Annotated in this window: 15 protein-coding genes; 1 reads left to right on the top strand and 14 read right to left on the bottom strand. The window is 61.5% G+C overall.

Annotation, left to right across the window (positions count from 1 at the left end; all coding sequences use genetic code 11):
• Positions 1-6: 6 nt before the first annotated feature.
• From FHT75_RS26645 to FHT75_RS26700, 12 genes are all read right to left on the bottom strand, one after another.
• Positions 7-1683 carry a hydantoinase B/oxoprolinase family protein gene (locus tag FHT75_RS26645; RefSeq protein ID WP_063474091.1) on the bottom strand — a complete coding sequence of 559 codons (1677 nt, stop codon included), beginning with the start codon at positions 1681-1683 and terminating at the stop codon, positions 7-9.
• 11 nt (positions 1684-1694) lie between these two features.
• On the bottom strand, positions 1695-3758 hold the full coding sequence (locus FHT75_RS26650) for a hydantoinase/oxoprolinase family protein (protein WP_063474090.1): 2064 nt from the start codon (positions 3756-3758) through the stop codon (positions 1695-1697).
• A 191-nt stretch (positions 3759-3949) separates the two neighbouring features.
• On the bottom strand, positions 3950-4888 hold the full coding sequence (nac, locus tag FHT75_RS26655) for a nitrogen assimilation transcriptional regulator NAC (protein ID WP_047616805.1): 939 nt from the start codon (positions 4886-4888) through the stop codon (positions 3950-3952).
• Positions 4889-4977: 89 nt separating this feature from the next.
• On the bottom strand, positions 4978-6186 hold the full coding sequence (locus FHT75_RS26660) for an aspartate transaminase (RefSeq protein WP_097595385.1): 1209 nt from the start codon (positions 6184-6186) through the stop codon (positions 4978-4980).
• 42 nt (positions 6187-6228) lie between these two features.
• Positions 6229-6972: an ABC transporter ATP-binding protein gene (locus tag FHT75_RS26665; protein ID WP_097543353.1), complete on the bottom strand. Its 744-nt coding sequence runs from the start codon at positions 6970-6972 to the stop codon at positions 6229-6231.
• Positions 6962-7735 carry an ABC transporter ATP-binding protein gene (locus FHT75_RS26670; RefSeq protein ID WP_047616799.1) on the bottom strand — a complete coding sequence of 258 codons (774 nt, stop codon included), beginning with the start codon at positions 7733-7735 and terminating at the stop codon, positions 6962-6964. Before FHT75_RS26670 ends, FHT75_RS26665 begins: the two co-directional genes overlap by 11 nt.
• Positions 7732-8718, bottom strand: a complete 987-nt coding sequence (locus FHT75_RS26675; RefSeq protein WP_063474086.1) for a branched-chain amino acid ABC transporter permease — start codon at positions 8716-8718, stop codon at positions 7732-7734. Before FHT75_RS26675 ends, FHT75_RS26670 begins: the two co-directional genes overlap by 4 nt.
• 43 nt (positions 8719-8761) lie before the next feature.
• Complete coding sequence (locus FHT75_RS26680; protein ID WP_028756903.1) at positions 8762-9634, bottom strand: branched-chain amino acid ABC transporter permease; 873 nt, start codon at positions 9632-9634, stop codon at positions 8762-8764.
• 21 nt (positions 9635-9655) lie between these two features.
• Positions 9656-10849: an ABC transporter substrate-binding protein gene (locus FHT75_RS26685; protein ID WP_028756904.1), complete on the bottom strand. Its 1194-nt coding sequence runs from the start codon at positions 10847-10849 to the stop codon at positions 9656-9658.
• 417 nt (positions 10850-11266) lie between these two features.
• Positions 11267-12613 (bottom strand): NAD(P)/FAD-dependent oxidoreductase, encoded by a 1347-nt coding sequence (locus tag FHT75_RS26690; protein WP_097543350.1) that lies wholly within the window; start codon positions 12611-12613, stop codon positions 11267-11269.
• Position 12614: 1 nt separating this feature from the next.
• On the bottom strand, positions 12615-13502 hold the full coding sequence (locus tag FHT75_RS26695) for a dihydrodipicolinate synthase family protein (protein ID WP_097595387.1): 888 nt from the start codon (positions 13500-13502) through the stop codon (positions 12615-12617).
• Between the two features lie 134 nt (positions 13503-13636).
• Entirely contained in the window at positions 13637-14284 is a 648-nt protein-coding gene (locus tag FHT75_RS26700) for a GntR family transcriptional regulator (protein ID WP_176707342.1), read from the bottom strand.
• Positions 14285-14665: 381 nt separating this feature from the next.
• Here FHT75_RS26700 and FHT75_RS26705 point away from each other — a divergent pair, with 381 nt between their 5' ends.
• Positions 14666-15673: a helix-turn-helix transcriptional regulator gene (locus FHT75_RS26705; protein WP_097543348.1), complete on the top strand. Its 1008-nt coding sequence runs from the start codon at positions 14666-14668 to the stop codon at positions 15671-15673.
• A gap of 76 nt (positions 15674-15749) precedes the next feature.
• Here FHT75_RS26705 and FHT75_RS26710 read toward each other — a convergent pair whose 3' ends face one another.
• Together FHT75_RS26710 and FHT75_RS26715 are read right to left on the bottom strand one after the other, a co-directional pair.
• Entirely contained in the window at positions 15750-16643 is an 894-nt protein-coding gene (locus tag FHT75_RS26710) for an amidohydrolase family protein (protein ID WP_047616785.1), read from the bottom strand.
• Positions 16644-16707: 64 nt separating this feature from the next.
• Positions 16708-17670, bottom strand: a complete 963-nt coding sequence (locus tag FHT75_RS26715; protein WP_409527194.1) for a substrate-binding domain-containing protein — start codon at positions 17668-17670, stop codon at positions 16708-16710.
• Position 17671 lies beyond the last annotated feature (1 nt).

Raw genomic sequence — 17671 nt, forward strand, 5'->3', positions numbered from 1 at the left:
TTTCCCCTATTCGGCCGCAGCAGCGATCGGGCCAGAATAGCCGTAAATTTCCCGCGCGGCCTTCGCTGTGATCAGGTTCTCGGCAAGATCCTGCTCGATGAGCGCCCGCGAACGATCACTCGCCAATCCCCAACCGCCGCCGCCAGGCGTCTCTACCTCGAGGCGCTGGCCGGTCTTCAGGACCACCTTGCCCTTTGGGAACTGAGGCTTGCCGTCCTTCGAGACCTTTCCGGCCGATCCGCTCTGCCCTTCGACGACACCGAAGCAGGGATGTCGGACACGCTCGGAGGCGAGATAGATGTTCATCGGGCTCCTGCCGAGGTTGCGGAGCACGACACGCTGGCCGAGACCGCCGCGATGTTTGCCTGCGCCGCCGGAGTCGGCGATCAGTTCCTTCCGCTCGGTCAGGACCGGCACGGCAACCTCGAACATCTCGATGGCCGTTACCTTGCAGTTCGACGGGAAGCTCAGCGTATCCAGACCATCGAGCTCTGCGCGCGCACCCTGGCCGCCATGGAAATTCTGAACGGATCCATATTGCGTACCGTCATTGCGCTGACCGACGCAATTGGCAGCCCAGATCGGAGCGCCGCCGCTGTCGCCCATCACCTTCTCGGGCACGACGCCTTCGAGCGCCTTGAAGATCAGCGAGGGAATGACGTGCCCGATCAGGTTTCGCGAATTGCCCGCCGTCCATTGCTGCGGATTGAGGATGCAGCCGAGCGGCGCCTCGTCGGTGATCGGGACGATGCAGCCCTCGTTGTTCGGCGTCTCGGGATCGAGCAGGCACTTCAGAGCATAGACGGAATGGGCGTAGCGATAGTTCGTCCGGCAGTTGATCGAGTGCAGAACCTGGTCTGACGTGCCGGTGTAGTCGACATGAACAGAGTCGTCCCTGATGATGACCGAAGCCTTCAGTGTCACGTCGACATCGTAACCGTCGAGCAGAACCTCGGCTGCGTAAGTGCCGTTCGGCCATTCGCGGATCGCCTTGCGGGTCTGTGCTTCGGAGCGCGAATGAATGGCGGCGGCCAGGCCTTCGACATCGTCGAGCCCGTATTCGTCCAGGAATTTGACGAGTTCGCGGCCCATGACGTTGTTGGCGGCGATCATCGATTCAAGGTCGCCCCGCACCTCTGTCGGAAGGCGGACCGAGGCTTCGATAATATCGAAGACGTCCTGGTTCGGAACGCCTGATTTCAGCAGCTTGACGATCGGAAAGCGGATACCTTCCTCATAAATGTCGCTCGCTTCGGAATGCAGAGGCGCGCCGCCGATATCGGGAAGATGGGCGATGGAGCCGGCATAGGCGACGACCTTGCCGTTCTTGAAGATCGGCGTGATCATCGTGACATCGGGAAGATGGCCGGTGCCGATCTCCGGATCGTTGGTCGCCAGCACGTCGCCCTCTTCGAGCCTGTCTGCCGGAAATTTCGGCAGGAAATAGTTCTGGGCAGCAGCCGGCAGCGAGGTGATGAAGACCGGGATCGACCAGGTGCATTGCGCCAGCGCCCGTCCCTTGCTGTCGAGGAGCACGGTGACGTAATCGTGGTTCTCGCGGACGATCGGCGAGAATGCCGTCTTGCCGAGAACGTTGTCGGCCTGGTCCGCGATGAAGATCAGGCGGTTCCACATGACCTGAAGATTGATCGGGTCGTTGAAATCGGTGGCGGATTTCGACATCAGAGTACCCCTTAGTGAATGTTGATCACGAGGTTGCCATGGGCATCCACATGGAAGACGCCGCTCGGGCCGACGATCGCGGTCGATTCACGCTGCTCGACGATTGCCGGACCCTTGACCTCTTCGCCGACGGGAAGCTTGTAATGGTCGTAGACCGCAGTCTCGGCAAAGCCGCCGATCTCCTGGAAATAGACCTTTCGGCTGCCCTTCTTCGCGTCGGCAACGACGGTCTCGTGCGGGCGCGTGACCTGATCCTTTTCGCCGCCGGCGCGCAGCCGCCAGGTGATGACCTCCAGCGGAGCGGCAACGGTACGGCCGAACAGTTCGCGGTAGAGCTTGAAGAAGTTGCCGCGAAGCTCGCTAAGGAATTCCTCCTTCGGCAGGGTCCGGTCGGGCAGAGCCACGGTGATTTCATGGCCCTGGCCGACATGGCGCATGTCGACGGTGTAGCGGTTGCTGATCGTATCCTTCGGGACGCCCGCTGCCGACACGACTTCGGCGCCCTGGGCCGATAGCTCGTCCAGCAGGCGGTTCATGGCGCCGACATCCCAGGCGTCGAGCACCATCGGATGGCTTGCGGAAAGATCGACGGCCACGGGCGCGATCAACAGGCCGATCGCCGAACTGACGCCAGCACCGGTCGGGCAGATGATGCGGGAAATGCCAAGCTTGCGGGCGATGCCATAGGCGTGCACCGGGCCGGCGCCACCGAAGGCGACCATCGGCAGCGAACGGGGATCGACGCCGAGATCGGTCGCATGCATGGCGGCCGCCTTGCTCATGGATTCGTTGACGAGGTCATGGATGCCCCATGCGCAGCGCTCGACCGAGACCTCGAGCGAGGCGGCAAGTTTGGCCATCGCCTCGTGAGCTGCTTCTCTGGAAACCTTGAACGACCCGCCGACGAAGGATTCGGTGCCCATATATCCAAGCAGGATGTCGGCATCCGTGACGGTCGGCTGGGTGCCGCCGCGCTGGTAGGCGGCCGGTCCAGGCATGGCGCCTGCGGAGTGAGGGCCGACATCGAGCAGGCCGAGAGGGTTCTTGGCCGCGATCGAGCCGCCACCCGCGCCGATCTCGATCATCTGGATTGACTGGATCTTCAGCGGGAAACCGGATCCCTTGCGGAAACGCTGATAATGGGCGACCTCGAGATCGGTCCCGACATTTGGCTCACCGTCCGGGATCAGGCAGAGCTTTGCGGTCGTGCCGCCCATGTCGAAGGACAGGACGCTCGCCTCGCCTGCCGTGCGGCCGAACTCTGCGGCAGCCACCGCACCCGCCGCCGGGCCTGACTCGATCAGGCGCACCGGCAGTTCCGCGGCACGCCGGCTCGGCACCAGTCCGCCCGAGGATGTCATCCACAGGACCTGGCGGTCGATGCCCTTCGCTGCGAATTCACGCTGCAGATGGGCGACGTGGCCGGCCATTTGCGGCCTCGTATAGGCATTGACGACAGTCGTCGACGCGCGGTCGAACTCGCGCATTTCAGGGCAGACTTCGGAGGAGAGCGAGACGAAGATATCGGGGTCTTCTTCGCGCAGCAGCGCTGCGACGCGCTGCTCGTGCTGCGGATATTTATAGGCATGGAGAAGGCAGACGGCGACGGAGCGAATGCCCTTCTCCTTCAGGCGACCGGCAATCTCGCGCACCGTCTCTTCCTTGAGTTCGGTCATGACGGAACCGTCGGCGGCGATCCGCTCCTTGGCGCCGAAGCTGTTTGCGCGCGTGACCAGCGGGTCGGGATATTTGATGTTCAGGTCGTAGAGGTCGTAGCGCCCTTCGTTACGGATTCGCAGCATGTCCTGGAAACCGTCGGTGGTGACGAAGCCGGTCTCGACGCCCTTGCGCTCGAGCACGGCGTTGGTGACGACGGTGGTGGCGCCCAGCACCTGCAGTTGGTCGATGGCGATGGTGCCGGCGAATTTTTCCAGCAATTCGGACACACCCTGCACGACGGCTTCAGCCGGGTTCTTCGGCGTGCTCAGGACCTTGTGAAGGTGGAGGTCGCCCCTGTCATCCAGGAGCGCGAAGTCGGTAAAGGTACCACCCGTGTCGAAAGCCAGTTTTGCCATGTTGTCCTCGAAGCGACTGTTCGGCGCGGCAGGCGCCGCTATGCGGATCCGATGCCCGGACCCGATGTCTGCTTGAAGGTTAGGGGAATGCCCGGCGCGTTGGCTAACACAACTACAGTCTGCCGCTATAGGGTTTGCTTATGGCGGGCGGCGGTCAGCCGTCGGACTGCCGCTGCGAGGAGCAGCTCGGGCTAGGCGGGCTTGATTCCCTGGTGATGACTGCTCATCAGTTTGCCGACGACATCAAGCAGAACCGACCGTGCGGCGATGGCGGGCTCCGACAAGGGAAGATGATCTGCGACGCAGAGCGACACGGTCGCGTCGATCACCGGCTTGGTCAGTGCCCGCACCTGCGCGCCTGAGAAGATCGCCGTCTCCGTCACCACCGAAGCCGGGAGAATGGTCGATCCAAGCCCTTCGAGCACAGCCGCGCTGAGGGCCGGAACGGACTCGATTTCCGAGACGACCTCAGGTGTCGCTCTGGCTCTCGCCAGCGCGTCGTCGATCAGCCGGCGCAGCAGATGGGCCTTGCTGGGAAGAAGCAGCGGGATCTCCTGGAGGGCGGCAAGCGGAAGCGGCGCGCTGCTATCCCCGGGGAGTTCGATGCCCGGCGGCGAGACGAGGAACATTTCCTCGCGGAACAATGGCTGCAGGGTAACGCCTTTGATCGGCGCAGCAGCATAGATCAGCGCCATATCCATCTTGCCCGTCATGATCAGTTCGCTGAGGATCTGGCCGAAACTGTCATTGATGTGGACGACGATATGGGGATGCCTCGCCTTCATCTCCTTGAGGATCGGCAGCGACAAGGCGCTTGACGAGGAATAGGTCGCAAGGCCGATCGAGACGCGGCCCGCCACCGATTTGGCGGACTGATCGATGTCGACCTGAGCCTGCTCGATCTGCTTCAACATCAGTTGCGCATGCCGATAGAGGATGAGCCCTGCCTCCGTCGGCGCAATGCCGACATTGCTGCGGATGAGAAGCTTGTGCTTGAAGTGCGCCTCCAGAGCGGCGATCTGCTGCGACAACGCCGGCTGGGCCGTCCTCAGAAGGCTTGCCGCGCGCGATACGCTGCCCGTATCGACGATCTTTACGAAGCTCTTCAGTTTGCGGAAATCGACGCTCATGGTCACCGGCTTGTTGTTTCATGCAAAACGTAAAGCCTGCAGCCGGAGGGACGCAAGTCCCAGTCACAAGTCCCACTGGCCTTTCGCGGTTAACGCAGCTCGGCAACAGCCCGTTCGATGCGGTCGCATGCTTGGGTGATCGTCTCCATCGACGTCGCAATCGACAGGCGGAAATGCGGCGATACGCCGTAGGCAGCCCCCTGCAGCGCCGCGACCCCGACGCCGTCGAGCAGATAGAGCACAAAATCGAGATCCGTCTCGATCGTCTTGCCTTCAGGAGTCTTCTTGCCGATGACGCCGGCGCAGTTCGGAAACAGATAGAAGGCCCCGTCCGGCACGAGGCAGGAGAGGCCGGGCACGGCATTCAGCCGTGCGCACGCATAATCCCGGCGTTCCTTATAGACCTTGACGCTTTCGGCGACGAATGCCTGGTCCGAAGACAGCGCATAGGCGGCGGCCGCCTGACTGACCGACGACGGGCAGGACGACATCTGCGACTGCAGCTTGTTGATGGCGGCGATCAATGCGGCCGGACCCGCCCCGTAGCCAATACGCCATCCGGTCATGGCGTAGGACTTGGAGACGCCGTTGGTGAGCAGAACACGCTCCTTCAGTTCCGGGACGGCGGCAACCAGCGTCGTCATCGGCTCGTCCTTGAACCAGACCTGGTCGTAGATATCGTCTGACAGCACGAAGACATGGGGATGGCGCAGCAGCACCTCGCCGAGGGCTTCGAGTTCGCGCCGGTCATAGGCGGCACCCGTCGGATTGGACGGCGCGTTGAGGACCAGCCATAGGGTCTTCGGCGTGATCGCCTTTTCCAAAGCTTCGGGCGTCAGCTTGAAGCCGGTTTCCTGCGGGCATTCGACGATGACCGGTTTGCCTTCGTTGGCGATGACCATATCGGGATAGGAAACCCAGTAGGGTGCGGGAATGATCACCTCGGCGTCGTTTTCGACGCTCGCCATCAGCGCGAGAAACAGAATCTGCTTGGCGCCGCCGCCGACGCAAATTTCGTCGTCGGCATAGCTGAGGCCGAGCCGGCGCTTGAAATCGCCAATGATTGCCTTGCGCAGCGCCGGCGTGCCGTTGACGGCGGTGTATTTCGTTTCGCCCCTGTCGATGGCGGCGTGCGCTGCGGCCTTGATGTTGTCAGGCGTGTCGAAGTCCGGCTCGCCGACCGTCAGGTCGACGATGTCGCGACCCGCCGCCTTCAGCTCGCGCGCCCGGGCGGCCGCAGCCGTGCTTGGCGAAACCTTGATTCTGGACACACGTGATGCAGGCACAAAGGTGCTCATGGGAATTTCCTCGCTTATTTTATAAGAGGCAAGAGATCGCCTTCAGTGAACGGCCTCGGTTTCGCCGCGCATTTTCCCGGTCAGGAAAAGTTCGCCGAGTTCGTCATGGGTGATGTCTTTCGGCAGGCCGTCCCAGATGACTTTGCCAAGTCTCAGGATGACTGCGCGCTGGGCGACTTCCATGGCCTTCTTGGTGTTCTGCTCGACGAGCAGGATCGTCATGCCGTCGGCGTGAAGGCGAAGAAGCTCGTCGAAGACGATGCCGATCGCCGCCGGCGACAGCCCGACGGACGGCTCGTCGACCAGCAGCACCTTCGGCCGCTGCAGCACCGCCATCGCCACTTCGAGCAATTGCTGCTCGCCGCCGGACATGTTGCCTGCCAGCGTCGCGCGACGTTTCTTGAGGATCGGAAAGAGGTCGTAGACGTAGTCGCGGTCGGCCTTCACCTTGGCGTCGCGGATAGTATAGGCCGCCATCTGAAGATTTTCGTCGACGGTCATGACGGGGAAGTTGCAGCGCCCCTGCGGCACGAAGGAAATCCCCTCGCCCAGAATGGCCCGCGACTTGCTGCCGGCAATATTCTTGCCGCGCCAGTCGACATTCCCCTGCTTGATGGTCGTCATGCCGTAGAGCGTCTTGAGGAGCGTTGATTTGCCCGCCCCGTTCGGCCCCATCAGCGCCACGAACTGTCCCGCCGGCACGTCGAGATCGACGCCGTTGAGGATGTCCAGATTGCCGTAACCTGCGCGCAGGTCGCGGATCGAAAGGTTCGAATTACCCGCCAAGATAGGCCTCCCTGACGCGCTGATCCTGAATGATGTCGCCCGGCAAGCCTTCCACGAGCTTGGCTCCCTGGTCGAGCACGATGACGCGCTGGCAGATGCTGGTGACGACATCGATATTGTGTTCGATCACCAGGAAGCTCACGCCGAGCGACTTGTTGGCATACAGGATGGTATCGACGACGCGTTCGATGATCTTCGGATTGATCCCGGCCATCGGCTCGTCCAGCAGGATGAGCTTCGGTTCGGGCATCAGCATGGATGCGAACTGGATGAGCTTCTGCTGTCCGCCCGACAGATTGCCCGCCGGCTGGTGGCGCACATCCCAAAGACCCGCCATCTTGATCAGCTCGCGGGCTCTCTCCCTGAGACCATCGATGCGCCGACGGGACATCTTTCCCAAGCCGAAGGTCGATGCAATGGACGGGAAGGTGAACATCTGACCGGCGATGACCAGGTTCTCCTCGACATCGAGCGACTTGAAAGTGACGGTCTTCTGGAAAGAGCGCAGCATGCGGCCTTCCCTGGCGATGCGGTTCAGGGACCAGCCGGTGATGTCCTGTCCGTCGAGGACAACCGTGCCGGTGTCCGGCTTCGCAAGGCCTGTGCTGCAATCGAAGAAGGTCGATTTGCCCGAGCCGTTCGGTCCGATCAGGCCCGCGATCTCACCCCGATCGATGTGAATGCTGACATCGTTGACGGCCTTCACCGCGCCGTAGGACTTGCTGAGGTTCTTGATCGCGAGAAGCGGAAGATGACCGGTCATTTCGCACCTCCGATCGCATTCCAGAAGCGATTGATCAGCGGCGCAAACCCGTTCTTGAACCAGAAGACCAGGACGAGAAGGCAGAAGCCGTAGGCGATCATGCGCAATTCGGGGGTGATGCGCAGCGCCTCGGTCAGCCCGACGAAAAGCAGGCTTCCGAAGACGGTGCCGGAAATCATGCCCGCCCCGCCGCCCAGCACGATGATCAGCATCGTCGTCGAATAATACATCTGGAAGGTCAGCGGGCTGACGACCGTCAGGTAATAGGCGTAAAGGCAACCGCCGATACCGGCAAACACCGCGCTGATCATGAAGACGATCAGCTTGTAGCGCCAGGTCGGGACGCCGAGAGATTCGGCGAGCGTCTCGTTCTCACGGATCGCCACCATGTTGCGCCCGGCGGGCGAGCGGACGATCGCCCAGACGGCGAAGGTGGCGAGGACCCCGATGATCAGGGCGAGATAGTAGAAGTTCGTCGTGCCGGACACCGTGAACGACAGCGGGCCCAGCTCGAAGTATGGTTTGGGAATGCCCGAAAGCCCCATGTCACCGCGGGTCAGCGAGATCCAGTTCTTGGCAATGGCCTGGCCGATGATCACGAAACCGAGCGTACACATCACGAAGGACGTCGAGCGCAGACGCAGGGCGGGAATGCCGAGCGGAAGAGCAAGGGCTCCGGAGACGGCGCCTGCCGCGATGAGATTGACGTAAAACGGCGTGCCGTAGGTGACGGCGAGAAGACCTGCCGTATAGGCGCCGATGCCGAAAAACGCGGCCTGGGCCAATGACAGCAGACCGGTGTAGCCGACAAGCAGATTGAGCCCATGTGCCGGCAGCATGAAAATCAGGGCGATGATCAGGGAATGGGTGATGTAACGGCTGCCGATGAACGGCGCGGCGAGCGCTAGGACGATCAGGACCGCGGCGAGCGGTATGCGAAGATCGCGCCTGCGTACCTGTTGAGCGGTTTCCGTCAGAGACATGTCGAGTCCTCGGTCGTTCGAGAAAGGTCGGCGGGCGCGGCTGCTAGAAGCGCGCCTGCGTCGAAAAGAGACCATGCGGCCGCCACATCAGCATCAGGATCAGCGTGGCGAAGCCGACGGTGTCGCGGAATTGCAGGCCGACATAGGTGGCGACCAGGCTCTCGGCCACGCCAAGGATCATCGCCGCGACGAAAGTACCGCGCACATTGCCCAAACCGCCCATGATGATGATCGGCAGCGTCTTGAAGGTGATCAGCTCGCCCATGCCGCCATAGACGCTGACATTGACCGGCGCCGTCAGAACCCCGGAGAGTGCGGCCAGCGCCGCCCCCAGCATGAAGGTTCGAAGCACCACCTGCGGCACATCGATGCCGACGACGCTGCAGCACTCGACGTTCTGGGAAACGGCGCGCATTGCCATTCCCAAGCGGGTGTAGCTGACCATCAGTTCGAGGCCGATGAACACCAGCAAGCAGACGACGAGAATGAGAATGCGCTGTTGGGCCAGGCTGAAGCCGAAGATGGAAACCGGCTCGATATAACCTCCGGCGAAGAACTTGTAGCCTCCGCCGAAGACGAGAATGATGGTGTTCTGCAGGATCAGCGCGATGCCGAGGGTGGCAAGCACGCCCGATTCCGCGGGCGCGCCGACCATCCGGCGCATGACGAGTTGCCCGACCACATAGGCAACGGCAATCGTTGCAAGAACCCCCACGACAATCGACGCTTCGTAGGACAGTCCGAGATAGTCGATCGCAAACCAGGCCCCGAACGTGCCGAGCATGTAGTATTCGCCGTGAGCAAAGTTGATGGCTCTCAGCACGCCGAAAATCATGGTCATGCCGACGGCGACGATTGCGTAAACAGAACCCGTGACGATTCCATTCACAGTTTGCTCAACTATGGTCGAGAGCATGGGCGTATTCCTCCCGGCAGATTACTTGGCAGGATATTGAATGTCCGCCGTATAGGCACCCTTGATGCTCGGCTTGCCGTTCTCGATCTGCAGCAGGATCATCGGCAGGCGGGCCTGGTTGTGGTCGTCGAACGTGACCTCGCCAACCGGGCTCTTGTACTTGATTTTGGAGAGTGCGTCGCGAACCTTCACCTTGTCGGCGCTGCCGGCCTGCTTGATCGCCGCTGCGAGGAGATTGACGGTGTCCCAGTGAACATAGGCGTGGTTGTTCGGGGCTTCGTCATAGGTGGCCGTGAACTTGTCGACGAAAGCCTTGCTTTCGGGCGAGTCGAACTGCGGCAGCCATGCGGCGGCTTCAACGGCGCCTTCGAGCGCCGACGGGGCTGATTTGACGGTCTTTTCCGTGTTGAACTCGCCATTGCCGATCAGCGTCACCTTGCCGGCTATTCCGAGTTCGACCATCTGGCGGGCGATGATGGGTGTCGTATCGGCGAGGCCGTACATGATGATGGCCTGGGCGCCATTGTCGCGTATCTTGGCGAGAACGCTGCGGAAGTCGACTTCGCCTTCCTTGTAATAGTCCTCGCTGAGAATCTCGCCCTTGAAGTCAGGCAGGTATTTCTTCGTGAATGTAATCGCCGAGCGGCCATAATCGCTGTCGACGGAGAGCACGGCAAACTTGGTAAAGCCGCGCTGCTCTGCTGCATATTTGGCGACGATCAGCGCCCGGTTCTCATCTGTCGGATAGTTGCGATAGGTCCATTTGAACCCGCCGACACCGGCCTGGTAGGTGATTTTCGGATTGGACGACGCCGCATTCAGCAGAAGCACTTCAGCGTCTTCAGCGACGGGCTGGATGGCGAGCGTCACCGAACTGGAAACGTCGCCGATGATGAAGTCGACGCCATCCTGGTCGATCAGGCGGCGGGCGGCCGAAACACCTTCGACGGGCGTACCCTGGCTGTCGGCATTGAGGAGTTCGATTTTCATCCCATTGACGCCGCCGGCATCATTGATGTCTTTGACGGCGAGTTCGGCGCCGTGCATCGAAAATGCGCCGTAGCGCGCATTCGGGCCGCTCATCGGCGCAACGAGTCCGAGTTTGATCGTCCCGTCCGCGGCCAGCGCCCCGGCCGGCCGGCCGGAAACGGCAACCGCCAGCGAAAGGACTGCGGTAGAAAGGAAAAATGCTCTGCGGCTTACGGTAAGTTTCATGTTCCCACTCCATGTTCTCGGGTGCAAACGCTTGGGCTTATGGCCCAGCGTACTCCTGACCGCTTTCCGCGGTTCTTATGGCGTCAGCCCAGCGCCGACACCGTCACAGTAGGTTCAGGAAAGCGTCGCTGGCCAACACAACTCCATTCTGCCGCTATAGCGTTTATTTATAGCGAACCGATCTATTCGGCATTGCGGGTGTTGTTCGCCTTCCTCGCCGGACAGGCCATCGGCCATATCGATGCCGTCGCCCCTCGCCGCGGCGCGGGCTCTCTTTGCCGAGGCGAAATTTCGAGATCGATGGCGGCATTCGCTGACGGATGTAGCGGCGCGTCATAAAACGGAGCGAGGCCGCCAGATGGTCGGCCTCGCCGTGTCGTCAACTGTGCCGCTGGCGCAGATTGGAGATCGCTTGCATCACTCGGGTCCGGCACTCCACTCGCGATAGGCGAGATGCATTTTGGCTCCGATCGTCGTGAAGGGCTGCGGCGGCAATGCCGTCGGAGCAGCCAGGCGCGCATAGATACGGCCGAGTTCGGAACTGTGACCGAGCGCCAGTTCGGCAGCTGCGATCCCTGAGGCCGTCGAGTTCGACGCTCCAAGGCCGTTGCAGCCGCATGCAGCGAACACGCCGGGCTCGATCTCACCGAATGCCGGAACATGATTGCGGGTGAGCGCCATCGCGCCGGCCCAGCGATACTGCATCCCGACGCCGCTGAGCATGGGAAAACGTTTGGAGAATTTGCCGTCGTGCAGGCGGCCGGCCCGCCGGATCGCGGCGTCGCTGATTTCGATGCCCGGATTGTAGCTGTAACGGGAGCGCACCAGGATTCGATCGCCGCCGGCCGTGCCGATGCGACGGACGGTTGTTCCCATCGGCAGGGCCGGAGTGGCGGCCCACTTCCGCTCTCCATCGAGGCGCGAGGGGTCGAACTCCTCGGTGAGGGAGGCGTAGGTGAAGACGTGGAGCAGGCGCCCGCGGAAGAAGCCGAAGCTTTCGGCATGTCCATTGTTCGCCATGATGATCTTTGCCGCCTGCACCGACCCCTGCGGCGTCTTGACGAGCCATCCCGTGCCGAGGCGCTCGAACGAGAGTGCCGGCGTCCGCTCGTAAAGGGCGACCGGCTCCTTCAGGCAGTCGGCGACAGCGCGTATGTAGGCGGCGGGCTGCACGATGATCGTACCCGGCATGAACAGACCTGAGGTATAGACCGGCGACCCCGTCACCGCCGCGATCTCCCTGCCGTTCAGGAGCCGGTGGGCTTCGCCCATTTTCGTGAGCTGTTGCGCATAGTCCTCGAGATGTCTGTCGCCTTCCGCGCTGATGGCGACGCTGTATCGGCCACAGGGATCGAACACTTCTTTGCCCCAGCCGTTTTCCGCGGCCATCTCGCTCGCCAGAGCGATGGCCGAGCGCTGTATGAGGACAGACTGCCTGAACCTCGCCTCCGACTCTCCGCTGAAATCGTCTGACGCGACTTCGTGCGGCAGGTCGATGATGAAACCAGAATTCGCGCCCGCCGGCCCCTCGCCGACGACACCCGCTTCCAGGATGGCGACCCGCACGCTCGGATCCAGCCGGGAGATGCGCCGGGCCGCGGAAAGACCGGCGAAACCACCGCCGATAATCGCAACGTCGGCAACGACCGGTCCGTTCAACACAGGCCGCGGCGTGCGCGGCGCAAGCGTGGCCACCCAGCCCGAAACGCCTGCGCGTTTCGGAAGCCTGGATGCGACGAAGACGTTCTTTCCGGCCTGGGTCACGTCAGATCGCTTCCCGCTCCATGAGCGTCTCGAGGGAGCGCCGGATGGCCGGAAGCTTTTCCGGGGCAAGCGCGCGCAGCGGCTTGCGCGGCGCGCCGGCGCCATAGCCCACCAGATCCGCCGCCGCATAGACGGATTGCACGTAATCGCCTTCCCAGATCAGCCCCATCGACGGCTCCAGGATTTTCCAGAGCGCGCGAACCTCCTCCCACTTGTGCCCGGCGGCAGCCTCGACGAGGGCGACGCAGGTTTTCGGAGCGAAGTTCGCCCCACCCCAGATCAGGCCATCGCATCCGGCATAGAGTGCATAGGGAACGAGCGGGTCGGCGCCGTTCATGACGAAGCGGCCGGTGCGGATAAGCGCGGCCTGCTTGGCAAGATCTCCGCCGCTGTCCTTGACGGCACAGAAGCCGGGGATTTCGCTCAGCTTGTCCAGAAGTTCGGGCGTGACGGCGACGCCGACCGCCTGGGGAACGTTATAGCCGATCACCGGAAGACCGGCCTTCGCGACCTCGCTGTAAAAATCGAGGATGCCCTGGTCGTCGGTCGGCCCTTCGAAGAAGGGCGGAAGCACCATGACGCCCTCGGCGCCGGCGTCTCGCGCCCGGACAGTGCGCTCGACGACGTCTTCCACCAGAAGTGCGGAGGTCTGTGCGATCACCTTCGCCCGTCCGTTGACGATCCGGGCTCCGCGCCGGATCAGTTCCTCGGATTCCTCCTTGGAAAGGTAGACATGCATGCCGGTGCCGGAACTGAACAGAAAACTTCTGACGCCTGCGGCTAGGTAACGCTCGACATTGTCTTCGAGCCTTGCGTAGTCGATGCGTCCGGCATCGTCGAACGGCGTGGCGATAGCAAGATTCAGGCCTGGAAACTGGAAGTCAGACATTCGTTTGGTGTCCCGCGTTAGGCTGCCGAAAGGTTGAGCCAGATGGTCTTGATCTGGGTGTATTCCTGCTTGCTCAGACGTTCGCCCGTTGTCCCGCCAGCAGTGGTTCGATGTGTTCTTCGAAACGCCAGGCCTTAAAGGGTCGGCGTTTCCAGACCCTCCGGGGCCGCGTACATGGCCATGTTTCGTCGTGAAAGTTCGAGGTGAAGCCGCGCCAGTTCTCCGCATGCATCGACATCCCGTTTCTCGATAGCTTCGATCATCTCGTCATGCTGTTGCGCGGCGAGCTCGAGCTCTTCCTGCATGCGCGGCGTGTTCGGGTGCTTGTAGAAGACCTTGCCGATGCGCGCATGATCGATCTGCAGACGCCGAAGGCTTGGAACCAGATAGACGTTGTGCGCCATCTCGCCGATCTGGCGGTGGAACTGGTCGTTGTGGAAGACGCGTCCCTCGACATCGCAGTGGTCGACGGCCTTGCGAAATGACCGCTGAACCTGCTTCAGCACGTCGAGCTGCCCGCGAGTTCCGTTCTCGGCCGCCAGCCTGTTGGCGGTGATATAGATCATCGGCGCAAGAAGGAAGAAGTCGCGCAGCGACTGGTAGCTCATGGAGCTGACCCGCGCTGCGCGGTTGGCTTCCAGCTCGATGTAACCTTCGCCGGCCATCTGGCGCATCAGCTCGCGAACTGGCGGACGGGACAGCCCGAACTCTTCACTCAGCGCCACTTCGTCCAGCACCGCCCCCGGCTGCAGTTCCATCGTCAGGATGCGTCTGCGGAGCATAAGGCCAAGCTTGGCTTTGCGGTCGGGATTGACTTCAGTATCCAAAATCGCTACCTCATATTTTTAGAAGACATTATGTAGACATTTGATAGACGTCAAGGATGGAGCGTGAGACTTCCACATCGAATCCACCTGCCCGGGTGGGCGATAGAGCAGTTTCAGGTCAGGAAGGATTGCTGACGCCGTGGTGGAGGCTAAGCCGACGATTGTCTTCAGATTCGGCAGCTCACGGCGATGCGCAAGAGTGGGTCAGACAGCCGCGCCGATAGCTTGGCGTCCGCGGCACAAATTTTGCCTCTCGAACTCCCGGAAGACGGCCGGGACAAATCCATGCCGTTTCTTTCTGCATTTGCTCATTATTTGATCGGCCACTGATTTCGAATGCCAGAGAATACGCCAGTAGATTTTTCACCGAGCTTTGAGGGTTCGACGTTCGAATATATGGTCGAAGCCTTCACCGGGAGCTTCGGTCCCTTTGATGCATGGCGTACCGGTCGGGAGCAGGCTATCAGCTGGAAGACGGGCTTCTGGACCGATGGCACGCTATCCCTTGTCAGTGGCCAATATTCGTACGAATGGAGCGTAAAAGCGGCCCCCGAAACGGCGGAATGGCTGTCGGTCATCCTTGTGCGCTCCGGAGCTATCGATTTGGCGCTTGGCCGGACCGTCATCGAAGGAACAGCTGGGCGCTTGCTGTTGGTGAATAATCGCGAGGCCGACCGCTTTTCCGTCCGGGGAACGCCGCATCAGTCCGACGTGCTTCGCCTGGATTGGAAAGTGATTGCGCAGACCGCCGCCGCAATATTGGAGACGCCGCTGATCGGGACATTGCGGTTGGCGCCGACCATCGATCTTTCGACGCCGGCCGGCCAACTCGTCAGAGGACTGGCTCAAACGATCATCAACGGGGTGCGGAACAACGGGCCGCTCATTCATTCTCCGATTGCCGTGTCGCACCTGACCCAAGCCTTTGCCAATCTGGTCTTGCGCTCTATCCCGCATCGGTTCTCACATCTGCTCGAGAGGAAAGTGCATTTGCCCGCGCCGCGGCATATACGCTGCGCCGTTGAATTCATGCATGCGAACGTCGGCGAGCCCATTACCATGCAGAATGTAGCCGAGGCTTCAGGCGTCTCCATTCGTGCGCTTGAGGGAGGGTTTCGTACGTTCAAGGGAACGACCCCGTCAGCCTACTTGCGCGCGATGCGCTTGCGAGCGGCCCGAGAAGATCTTCTCGACCCTTCCAACCGACAATTGCTGCGGGACATATGCCTGAAATGGGGTTTCTTTCATTTCGGCCGATTTGCTGCCAGCTACAGGACCGCTTTCGGGGAAACACCATCGGAAACGAGAAGGCGATCCAATGGTGAGCGCATGTCAGGCCTCTGAGACCTTAGAGCCGCAAGACGGCACGAGACTTCAAGGACGAATGAGCAGGATCGCGAAGTGCGCTCTCGGGCTGAATTCAGATCCGATAAAAGCGCGCAGCATTGTCGTGAAAGACAGCGCGGCGCTCCCCTTCCGTATAAGTCCTTGTGATTTCCTTGAACGCATTCCAGATCCTGTCATAGCTTGAAAACAGCTTGTCGACCGGAAAGTTCGACGCGAACATGCATCGATCTGTTCCGAACAAAGTGATCGCCTCCTCCACATAGGGTCGGATCGAGCTGGTCGTCCAGGTCCAGTCCCCCATCCCAAGTCCAGAGATCTTGCATGCGATGTTCGGCGCCTGAGACAAGGCCTTCATCCCCTTCCGCCAGCCCTCGAAGTGATCAGGTCCGTCTACCTGCATGCCTGTGTGATTGAGGATGATCTGAACATCAGGAAAGTCGCGGGCAAGTTCGAGGAACTCCTCCATCTGCCAATAGTAAAGCTGCAGATCGAAGCTGAGTTCCCGTCGTGCCAGTTCCTTGAATCCTCGCCGCCATTCCGGGGTGCGGCTTACTTCCGGCACGGTCAAATAGGTCTTGGCGGGATCGTCGTGGAAGTTCATCGACTGTCGAATGCCTCGGAAATTGGCAAACTGCATGTGCTCGTCGAGCAGCCTGCCAACGTCGGGTTTGCGCAGGTCCGCATATCCGACAATGCCATGGGGAAAGCCGTGTTGGTCCGCAACGCCCTGAAGCCAGCGCGTTTCACCAGCCGGATCCCTGGGGTCGTAGCCGACGTCGAGATGCACCGCTTTCACGAGGTTCTGGTTCTTGGCGTCGGCGAGATAGTCGCCGATCAGATAAGTCTGGTTGATTGCCGTATAGTCGCCGAAGGCCGAGGGCTTCACACCGTCGGACAGCCATGGATAGTAGTTGTTTTTCAGGTCCCACAGATGGAAGTGGGGATCGATGATGGGAAGGTCGTCCATTCGTTCGTTTCCATGGTCGCTGGAGATTGGCGCAGGAGTGCCGCCGGGGCGGCACTCCGTCTGGTCAGTTGCTCGGCGGGAAGACGCGCGCGATGACGGCCTTGGCTTCCGGAGAGTCCACCTTGTCGGCCGTCACAAGCGGCATGACCAGCGCAAGGTCCTTGGATACCGGTGCACCGGTCAGCGCGTTGTAGACCTGCTGGGTCCCGTCGATGCCCTGCCCCACCGCTTCCTGGAAGAAGATGCCCTGGATGGCGTTGGACTTCAGCAGCGCGATCGTGGTCGGACTCCCGTCGGCGACGGCGATGCCGACCTTGCCGGTCTGTCCGCGGGTTTGAAGAACCTTCGCAGCACCCGTCCCGGCCTCGTCATACATGCCGTAGATCGCCTTGATGTCGGGATGGGCCGTCAGCATATCGTTCGCCTGCGTGACGGCCTCATTGACCGTCAGGCCGCGGGTTTCCAGCATCTGCGCAAGTTCGCAACCGTCGGCCTTGAAGGACTCCTCGGCACCTTTCAGGTACTTCTGAGCATTCTCTCGGTCCTGCGGCAGCGACAGCACTCCCACCTGGTTTCCCCCTCGCTCCTTTGCAAGCTTGCACACGAAGCTGCCCTGCGCCTTGCCGGTCTCATAGTTGTTCGCCGTGACTGCAGAGGTGTAGTCGGTCTGGCCGGGCTGAGGCCCGATACCGGCAAACGAAACGGGAATGTTCTGGGACTTCAGATAGGCGAGCAGCGGCGGCGTGCTGGTCGAGCTCACCGGGCCGATGACGACCGCGCTGACGCCCTTGGTGACGGCGGTGCGCGCATTGTCCATCTGCTTGGCCGGGGAGTTCTCGGACGTGTACTCGACGTAGTCCATCCCGAGCTCCTTGGCCTTCTCCTTCACGCCATAACCGACCCACTGCCAATAGGAGATATCAAGCGACGGCGCGAGATAGGCGACGGTCTTCTTATCCTGCGCGTGGACAGAACCCGCCAGTCCGATGCCGACGGCGACCAGACCGAACACCAGGGTGCGGCTCATT

Source organism: Rhizobium sp. BK112 (assembly GCF_014193215.1).
Taxonomy (GTDB): Bacteria; Pseudomonadota; Alphaproteobacteria; order Rhizobiales; family Rhizobiaceae; genus Rhizobium; species Rhizobium anhuiense.